This window comes from Verrucosispora sp. SN26_14.1, assembly GCF_004307965.1.
Taxonomy (GTDB): Bacteria; Actinomycetota; Actinomycetes; order Mycobacteriales; family Micromonosporaceae; genus Micromonospora.
This window is the reverse complement of sequence record NZ_SISL01000303.1, coordinates 1-7,262: the sequence shown is the minus strand read 5'-3', so window position 1 is coordinate 7,262 and position 7,262 is coordinate 1. Positions and strand designations below refer to the sequence as shown.

7 protein-coding genes and 1 pseudogene are annotated in these 7,262 nt (G+C 72.9%); 5 read left to right on the top strand and 3 right to left on the bottom strand.

The window, feature by feature from the left end:
- Both EYA84_RS22465 and EYA84_RS22460 read right to left on the bottom strand, forming a co-directional pair.
- A partial coding sequence (locus EYA84_RS22465) for a YibE/F family protein (protein WP_131055040.1) occupies positions 1-1,235 on the bottom strand: 1,235 nt, incomplete at its 3' end.
- A gap of 416 nt (positions 1,236-1,651) precedes the next feature.
- Positions 1,652-1,948 (bottom strand): metal-sensitive transcriptional regulator, encoded by a 297-nt coding sequence (locus EYA84_RS22460; RefSeq protein ID WP_117230386.1) that lies wholly within the window; start codon positions 1,946-1,948, stop codon positions 1,652-1,654.
- Positions 1,949-2,065: 117 nt separating this feature from the next.
- Here EYA84_RS22460 and EYA84_RS22455 point away from each other — a divergent pair, with 117 nt between their 5' ends.
- The 5 genes from EYA84_RS22455 to EYA84_RS22435 all read left to right on the top strand — a co-directional run bounded on the left by EYA84_RS22455 (position 2,066) and on the right by EYA84_RS22435 (position 6,490).
- Positions 2,066-2,275: a heavy-metal-associated domain-containing protein gene (locus EYA84_RS22455; protein ID WP_131055038.1), complete on the top strand. Its 210-nt coding sequence runs from the start codon at positions 2,066-2,068 to the stop codon at positions 2,273-2,275.
- 25 nt (positions 2,276-2,300) lie between these two features.
- On the top strand, positions 2,301-3,278 hold the full coding sequence (locus EYA84_RS22450) for a hypothetical protein (RefSeq protein WP_131055036.1): 978 nt from the start codon (positions 2,301-2,303) through the stop codon (positions 3,276-3,278).
- 10 nt (positions 3,279-3,288) lie between these two features.
- Complete coding sequence (locus tag EYA84_RS22445; protein ID WP_131055034.1) at positions 3,289-5,574, top strand: cation-translocating P-type ATPase; 2,286 nt, start codon at positions 3,289-3,291, stop codon at positions 5,572-5,574.
- Between the two features lie 42 nt (positions 5,575-5,616).
- The gene (locus EYA84_RS22440) at positions 5,617-5,790 is read left to right on the top strand and encodes a CsbD family protein (RefSeq protein WP_131055032.1); all 174 of its coding nucleotides are present in this window, start codon (positions 5,617-5,619) and stop codon (positions 5,788-5,790) included.
- Positions 5,791-5,908: 118 nt separating this feature from the next.
- On the top strand, positions 5,909-6,490 hold the full coding sequence (locus EYA84_RS22435) for a sigma-70 family RNA polymerase sigma factor (protein ID WP_131055030.1): 582 nt from the start codon (positions 5,909-5,911) through the stop codon (positions 6,488-6,490).
- A 191-nt stretch (positions 6,491-6,681) separates the two neighbouring features.
- Here the strand turns inward: EYA84_RS22435 and EYA84_RS22430 are convergent.
- Positions 6,682-7,262 (bottom strand): annotated as a pseudogene (locus EYA84_RS22430) (hypothetical protein); the annotation flags it as partial.

The following is a 7,262-nucleotide window of genomic DNA, read 5'->3' as shown; positions in this document are numbered from 1 at the left end:
TCGCCGTCCGGCCCGTCGTCGTCGCCGCCGGGTCCGCCGGGCTCCGGCGTGTCCCGCCGCCCGGCGGTGACCACCAGCGCGGCCAGGGCGGTCGTCAGCGGTACGGCGGCGACCAGCCCGAGCGTGGCCACCACGCTGCGGACGATCTCCTGGGTGAGGAACTCGCTGGTCACGATCTGGCCGAGCGCGCGGGTGTCGGCGGTGAGCAGGAGCAGCAGCGGCAGCGACGCGCCCGCGTACGCCAGCACGATGGTGTTCACCACCGAGGCGATGTGGGCCCGGCCGACCCGGGTCGCCGAGCGGTACAGCTCCCGGCGGGTGAAGCTCGGGTTGGCGTGCCGCAGTTCGGTCACCGCGGCGGCCTGGGTCACCGTGACGTCGTCGAGCACGCCGAGCGAGCCGATGATGATGCCGGCGAGCAGCAGGCCGTGCAGGTCGACGTCGCCCCGGAACATGGAGAGCGTGGTGGCGTCCTCGCTGCCGAAACCGGTCAGGTGGGTGGCCCGGGTGGCGGCCAGCCCGAGCAGGCCGGTGAGCACCAGGCTGCCGAGCGTGCCGAGGACGGCCACGGAGGTCTGTGCCGAGATGCCGTGCGTCAGGTACAGCACCACGAACATGATCAGTGCCGCGCCGACGATGGCCACCACCAGCGGCGGCTGGCCTGCGCTGATGCCGGGCAGCACGAAGGTGAGCAGGATGGCGAAACTGGCCGCCAGGCCGCCCAGCGCGGCCAGGCCGCGCAGCCGTCCGAAGGCCACGATGGCGGCGGCGAACAGCACCGCGAGCCAGATCAGCGGCTTGCCCCGCTGGTGCTCGGCGATGTTGTAGGTGCTGATCGAGGGATCCTCGGGATCGATCAGGGAGACCAGGATGATCGCGTCGCCGACGCTGACCCGGGGTGCCCCCGGCCCGTCCGGCAACGGCGCCTGCACGTCCTGACCTTCGTCCGGGCCGCTGTCGACCCGCACGGTGACCGTGCCGCACTGCTGCCCGGCCGTGGTCGGGGTGCCCTCGGGCACGACCGGGTTCGGTGGACAGGGCTCGTTCACCACCCGCGTGACCGTGCCGTGGTATCGGGGCAGGTCGTCGGCGGCCTCGGGCCGGGGCGGGTCCGAGGGCCAGAGCACGAGCGCGGCGACCAGGGTGGCGAGGAAGAGGGGGACCACCGTCACGATGAGGATCCGCCGCACCCGGGGTGGGGTGGGCGGAGCGGAACGGGTGTGGTCGGCGCCCATTCATTGTCTCCCAACGATTCCAAGGCGAACTACGTACCGGCGGGCGAGATGGTTCAGCGCCGCCGGTCGGCCACGGCGGCGGGCATCCGGAATGGCCCGAGCGTGGCAGGATGGCTGCGTACCGTGAGGGTGGGGCCGGCTCTCGGCAGCCGCAGCAGGGCTGCGGCGGGGCGGTCGGGCCGCAGCAGGGCTGCGGCTGGACTGCCGGCACCCCGTGGGGGTATGGCGGCGGGCCGCCGGAGGGCTGCTGCGGCGGTGGTGCGTGCCCGACGGCGGGCGGGGGCCGGGAGGTCTCCGGATCGGCTGGCCATCGTGGCGAATGGTAGCCAGGTCGGCATCGGAACGCAGGTCGCGAGCGTGTGTCGGATGCCGGGCGTCGGAGCCGACACCCGAGGCGGGCGTGCTGGTGGGGCGGGTCAGCCGCGCTTCATCAGACGGCCGACGGCGGCCATCATCTCGGAGGCCATCTCGTCGGCGCGGCCCTCGGCGGCGCCCTCGTGCATGCAGTGCCGGGCATGCCCGTCGAGCAGGCCGAGGGCGACCTTGTCCAGGGCGGCCTGGATCGCGGAGATCTGGGTGAGCACGTCGATGCAGTAGCGATCCTCGTCGACCATCTTCTCGACGCCGCGTACCTGCCCCTCGACCCGGCGTAGTCGGGCGAGCAGTTGGTCCTTGCTGGCGGTGTAGCCGCGGATCGGCGCGGGTGTGCTCATGAACACGAGGATAACGTACCCCTGGGGGGTATGGTACGGTCACGGTTGTAGATACCCCCCGAGGGTATTCGACGGGGTGCCCGGCCCGGGTTGACGGGCCTGGAGAGGAGAGTTGCCATGGTCACCACCACGTACCAGGTGCAGGGCATGACCTGCGGCCACTGCGTCAACGCGGTCAGCACCGAGGTCGGCGCGCTCCCCGGCGTCGACGACGTCCGGGTCGACCTGGCCAGCGGCGAGGTCACCGTCACCAGCGAGCAGCCACTGGACCCGGCCGCCGTCCGGGCCGCAGTCGACGAGGCCGGCTTCGAGTTGGTCGCCGCCTGAGGCGACCGGAGACCGAGGTGTCCCGATGAACACGGCGACGAAGGTGAGTGGCTTCGCGCTCGGCCTCGCGGCGGTGTTCGCCGCCGCGTACGGGGTCGGCCAGGTGACCGGGCCGCCGGCCCCGGTCACCGCGACCAGCCACGACGGCACGGCGGACCACGGCGACGACCCGGCCCGGAACGGCCACGACGGTGACGCCGGACACGACGCGGGCGCCGCCGGGCACCTGCCCGGCGGGCTGCTCGTCTCCGAACGCGGCTACACGCTGGTGCCGGTCGGCGCCCCGGCCGGAGAGTTCGCCTTCCGGATCACCGGCCCGGACAGCCGGCCGGTGACCGGGTACGACGTGGTGCACGACAAGCCGATGCATCTGATCGTCGCCCGGCGTGACCTCTCCGGCTTCCGCCACGTACACCCCGAGCTGACGCCCGACGGCACCTGGCGGGTCGCCACGCCGCTGACCGCGCCCGGGGTGTGGCGGGCGTTCGCCGACTTCACCCCGACCGGAGGCGAGCCGTTGACACTCGGTGTCGACGTGACGGTCCCCGGTGCCCTGACCGAGCGTCCGCTGCCCGCACCGGCCCGCACCGCCACGGTCGACGGCTACACGGTCACCCTGGACGGCACGCCACAACCGGGCCACCCGTCCACGCTGACGCTGACCGTCGCGCGCGACGGCGTACCCGTCACGGACCTGGAGCCGTACCTCGGGGCGTACGGGCACCTGGTCGCACTACGGCAGGGTGACCTGGCGTACCTGCACGTCCACCCGGAGGGAGTGCCGGGCGACGGGCGCACCGAGCCCGGACCACGGGTGAGCTTCGCCACCGAGTTCCCGTCCGCCGGTGCGTACCGGCTCTATCTCGACTTCCGCCACGGCGGGGTGGTGCGCACCGCCGAGTTCACCGTGCACGTCGGGGACCCGGTGCGCGTCGGGGACCCGGTCGGTCCGACCGCCGCACCGGACGACGGGCACGGTACGCCCGGACACGGGCACGACTGAGGGACCAACCATGACCACGAGTCGACCCCTGCCCACGGCAGCGAACCTGATCGAGTTGTCCATCGGCGGCATGACCTGCGCCTCCTGCGCCGCCCGCATCGAGAAGAAGCTGAACCGCCTGGACGGCGTGCAGGCCAGCGTCAACTACGCCACCGAGAAGGCCACCGTCACCTACGCCGACCCGGTCACCCCGCAGGAGCTGATCGCCACGGTCGAGAAGACCGGCTACACGGCGGCGGTGCCGCCGCCCCGGCAGGACACGCCGGAAGTCGTCGAGCCGGTGGACGAGCTGCGGGTGCTGCGTACCCGCCTCTGGGTGTCGGTGGTGCTCAGCGTGCCGGTGATCGCGCTGGCCATGGTGCCGGCCTGGCAGTTCACCTACTGGCAGTGGCTGTCGCTGACGCTGGCCGCCCCGGTGGTGGTCTACGGCGGACTGCCGTTCCACCGGGCCGCCCTGGTCAACCTGCGGCACGGCGCGGCGACCATGGACACCCTGGTCTCGGTCGGCACGCTCGCCGCCTTCGGCTGGTCGATCTGGGCGCTGTTCCTCGGCACCGCCGGCACGCCCGGCATGACCCATCCGTTCAGCTTCGCGATCAGCCGGACCGACGGCACCGGCCACATCTATCTGGAGGCGGCGGCCGGGGTCACCGCGTTCATCCTCGCCGGGCGGTACTTCGAGGCCCGCGCGAAGCGCACGGCAGGTACGGCCCTGCGAGCGCTGCTGGAGCTGGGTGCCAAGGACGTCGCCGTGCTGCGCGGCGGCGTGGAGACCCGGATCCCGGTCGACGAACTCGCCGTGGGGGACCGGTTCGTGGTGCGGCCGGGCGAGAAGATCGCCACCGACGGCACGGTGCACGAAGGTTCCTCGGCGGTCGACGCCAGCATGGTCACCGGCGAGTCGGTGCCGGTCGAGGTGGGCGTCGGCGACACCGTGGTCGGTGGCTGCGTCAACGCCGGTGGCCGGCTGGTGGTCACCGCCACCCGGGTCGGTGCCGACACCCAACTGGCCCAGATGGCCCGGCTGGTCGAGCAGGCGCAGACCGGCAAGGCCGCCGCGCAGCGGCTCGCCGACCGCATCTCGGGGATCTTCGTCCCGATCGTGATCGCCCTGGCCGTCGGCACGCTGGGTTGGTGGCTGGGCTCCGGTGCCGGGTCGACCGCCGCCTTCACCGCCGCCGTGGCGGTGCTGATCATCGCCTGCCCGTGCGCCCTCGGCCTGGCCACGCCGACCGCGCTGCTGGTCGGCACCGGGCGGGGCGCGCAGTTCGGCGTACTGATCAAGGGGCCGGAGGCGCTGGAGTCCACCCGACGGGTGGAGACCGTGGTGCTGGACAAGACCGGCACCGTCACCACCGGCCGGATGACGCTCCTCGACGTCCACGCGGGCGAGGGTGAGCAGCGGGCCGTGGTGCTGCGGCTGGCCGCCGCGCTGGAGTCCGGCTCCGAGCACCCGGTCGCCCGGGCGGTCGTGTCCGGCGCGGACGAACTGGGCGAACTGCCGCCGGTCACCGGGTTCGCCAACGTCGAGGGGCTGGGCGTGACCGGCACCGTGGACGACCGCGAGGTGCTGCTCGGCCGATCCCGGCTGCTGCGGGAGCGGGGACTGGACGTACCCGACGATCTGGTGCGGGCGGCGAACGGAGCGGAGGCGGCCGGACGTACCGCCGTGCTGGTCGGATGGGCCGGGCGGGCCCGGGGCATGCTCGCGGTGGCCGACCAGGTCAAGCCGACCAGCCGGGAAGCGGTCCGCCGGCTGCGCGCCCTCGGTCTGACCCCGGTGCTGCTCACCGGCGACAACACCACCGTCGCCCGCGCGGTCGCCGCCGAGGTCGGCATCGACGAGGTGATCGCCGAGGTGCTGCCGACCGAAAAGGTCGAGGTGGTCGCGGGGTTGCAGGCCGAGGGCCGGGCGGTGGCGATGGTCGGCGACGGGGTCAACGACGCCGCCGCGCTCGCCCAGGCCGACCTGGGGTTGGCCATGGGCACCGGCACGGACGTGGCGATCGAAGCCTCCGACCTGACCCTGGTCCGTGACGATCTGCTGGCCGCCGTGGACGCCATTCGGCTCGCCCGCAGCACCCTCGGCACGATCAAGGGGAACCTGTTCTGGGCGTTCGCCTACAACGTGGCGGCCCTGCCGCTGGCCGCCGCCGGGTTGCTCAATCCGATGATCGCCGGTGCGGCGATGGCCTTCTCCTCGGTCTTCGTGGTCGCCAACAGCCTCCGGCTGCGCCGCTTCCGACCGATTTCTTGGAAACAGGATGGTTCCGATGCGGTTCGGCTGGGTACCTGATTCGCGTAGCAAGAGCATGAGCCGATACCCCGGGAGGCTGACATGGGCTTCGATGACAAGTTGAACAACACCACCGAGAACACCACCGGCAAGGTGAAGGAAGGTGTCGGCCGGGCCACCGACAACGAGCAGTTGGAGGCCGAGGGTCGCGGCGACCAGGTGAAGGCCAACATCAAGCAGGCGGGCGAGAAGATCAAGGACGCCTTCCGGAGCTGACCGGATCGCACCTCCGACACCGCCGGGCCGCACTTCAGGCCCGGCGGTGTCGTGTGCGTCGATGATTTTTCGGAAGTCGTCGGGAACCAACCCGGGAGCCGGAGCGACCAATACGGCGATGACTGCCGTGACCGACGACATCAGCGGGTACGCGTTCGCCGCAGGGCGGGGCGACCAGGCTGCCGCCGCCGCATTCGTGCGCGCGACGCAGCACGACGTACGGCGGTTCCTGGCCCATCTGCCCGGCGTGCGGGACGTCGACGACCTGGTCCAGGAGACGTACCTGCGGGCCTGGCGCGCGTTGCCCTCGTTCGCCGGCCGCTCCAGCGCCCGGACCTGGCTGCTCTCCATCGCCCGACGGGTCGCCGTCGACCAGGTGCGGGCAGCCGTGTCCCGGCCCCGCACCGCCAACCTCGCCGACTGGCAGTCCGCCGCCGAGGCGACTCCGGCCGGCGTCGAGGCCGCCATGGACGAGCAGGTGGTGCTGCGCGGGCTGCTGGACGGGCTCGTGCACGAACGGCGGGAGGCGTTCGTCGCCACCCAACTGCTCGGGCTCTCCTATGCTGAGGCGGCCCAGGTGTGTGACGTACCGATCGGCACGATCCGGTCCCGGGTGGCCCGCGCCCGCGAGGACCTCGTCGCAGCTCTGGAGACGGCGACCCCGCGCCTCCGTCGGGGCCGGGACGGCACCGCCGGCTGACGCGGCGGTCGTCGCAGCTCTTGTTGGTGCTGCGTTGTCGCGGCGCTTGTCGCGGCCCGTGTGAGGGCTGCCTTGTCGGGCGGCGCTTGTCGCGGCCCGTGTGGGGGCTGCGTTTTGAGGCGGCGCGGGTCGTCGCGGCTCTTGTGGGGGCTGTCTGCGGCGGTCGTCCCGGCCCCTGTGGGGACGCGTCGTCAGGCGGCGCGGCGGTCGTCGCGGCCGTGCCGGGCCTGGGCCGAGTGCGGCGGCAGCAGCCGCAGCGGAGCAGGCTCGTCGATCTCGTCGAGACGCAGCCGCCAGCGGGAGCGCTCGGGTCGTTGCCGGTCACTCGGGTCACCGGGGCGGCGCAGGCTGCGGGCCAGCAACACGGTGATCAGGTAGCCGACCACCAGGAACCCGTGGCTGACCAGCCGTTCCACGGCGACCTGCGAGGCGACCAGGTCGTTGACCGAGAGCAGGACCAGGGTGGCCACGAAGGCGCTGAGCATCGGCAGCAGCCCGGACGGGGCGGTCCGACGCAACGCGACGAAGAGGAAACCGGCGCCGACCGCCACGTTCCAGGCGGCGGACTCGTGCCACAGGTGTTGGCCGGTGGAGTGCACGTGCTCGGCCACCTCGGCCCGGCCGATCTGCGCCAGCCCGAGCACCAGTTGCACCGCGCCCAGCAGACCCAGCGACACCCGCAGCGCGGTGATCGTCCGGGCACGTCCGGCCAGCGACGTGAAAAGGTCGCCACGGGGCGTGACGGCGGCGAGCCGGACGCGCCAACCCGGGC

Excerpts from the sequence above, each read along its gene's own strand:
- EYA84_RS22440 (WP_131055032.1), top strand. The coding sequence starts at position 5,617 with ATGGGCTTCGATGACAAGTTGAACAACACCACCGAGAACACCACCGGC.
- EYA84_RS22445 (WP_131055034.1), top strand. The coding sequence starts at position 3,289 with ATGACCACGAGTCGACCCCTGCCCACGGCAGCGAACCTGATCGAGTTG.
- EYA84_RS22455 (WP_131055038.1), top strand. The coding sequence starts at position 2,066 with ATGGTCACCACCACGTACCAGGTGCAGGGCATGACCTGCGGCCACTGC.
- EYA84_RS22460 (WP_117230386.1), bottom strand. The coding sequence starts at position 1,948 with ATGAGCACACCCGCGCCGATCCGCGGCTACACCGCCAGCAAGGACCAA.
- EYA84_RS22450 (WP_131055036.1), top strand. The coding sequence starts at position 2,301 with ATGAACACGGCGACGAAGGTGAGTGGCTTCGCGCTCGGCCTCGCGGCG.
- EYA84_RS22435 (WP_131055030.1), top strand. The coding sequence starts at position 5,909 with ATGACTGCCGTGACCGACGACATCAGCGGGTACGCGTTCGCCGCAGGG.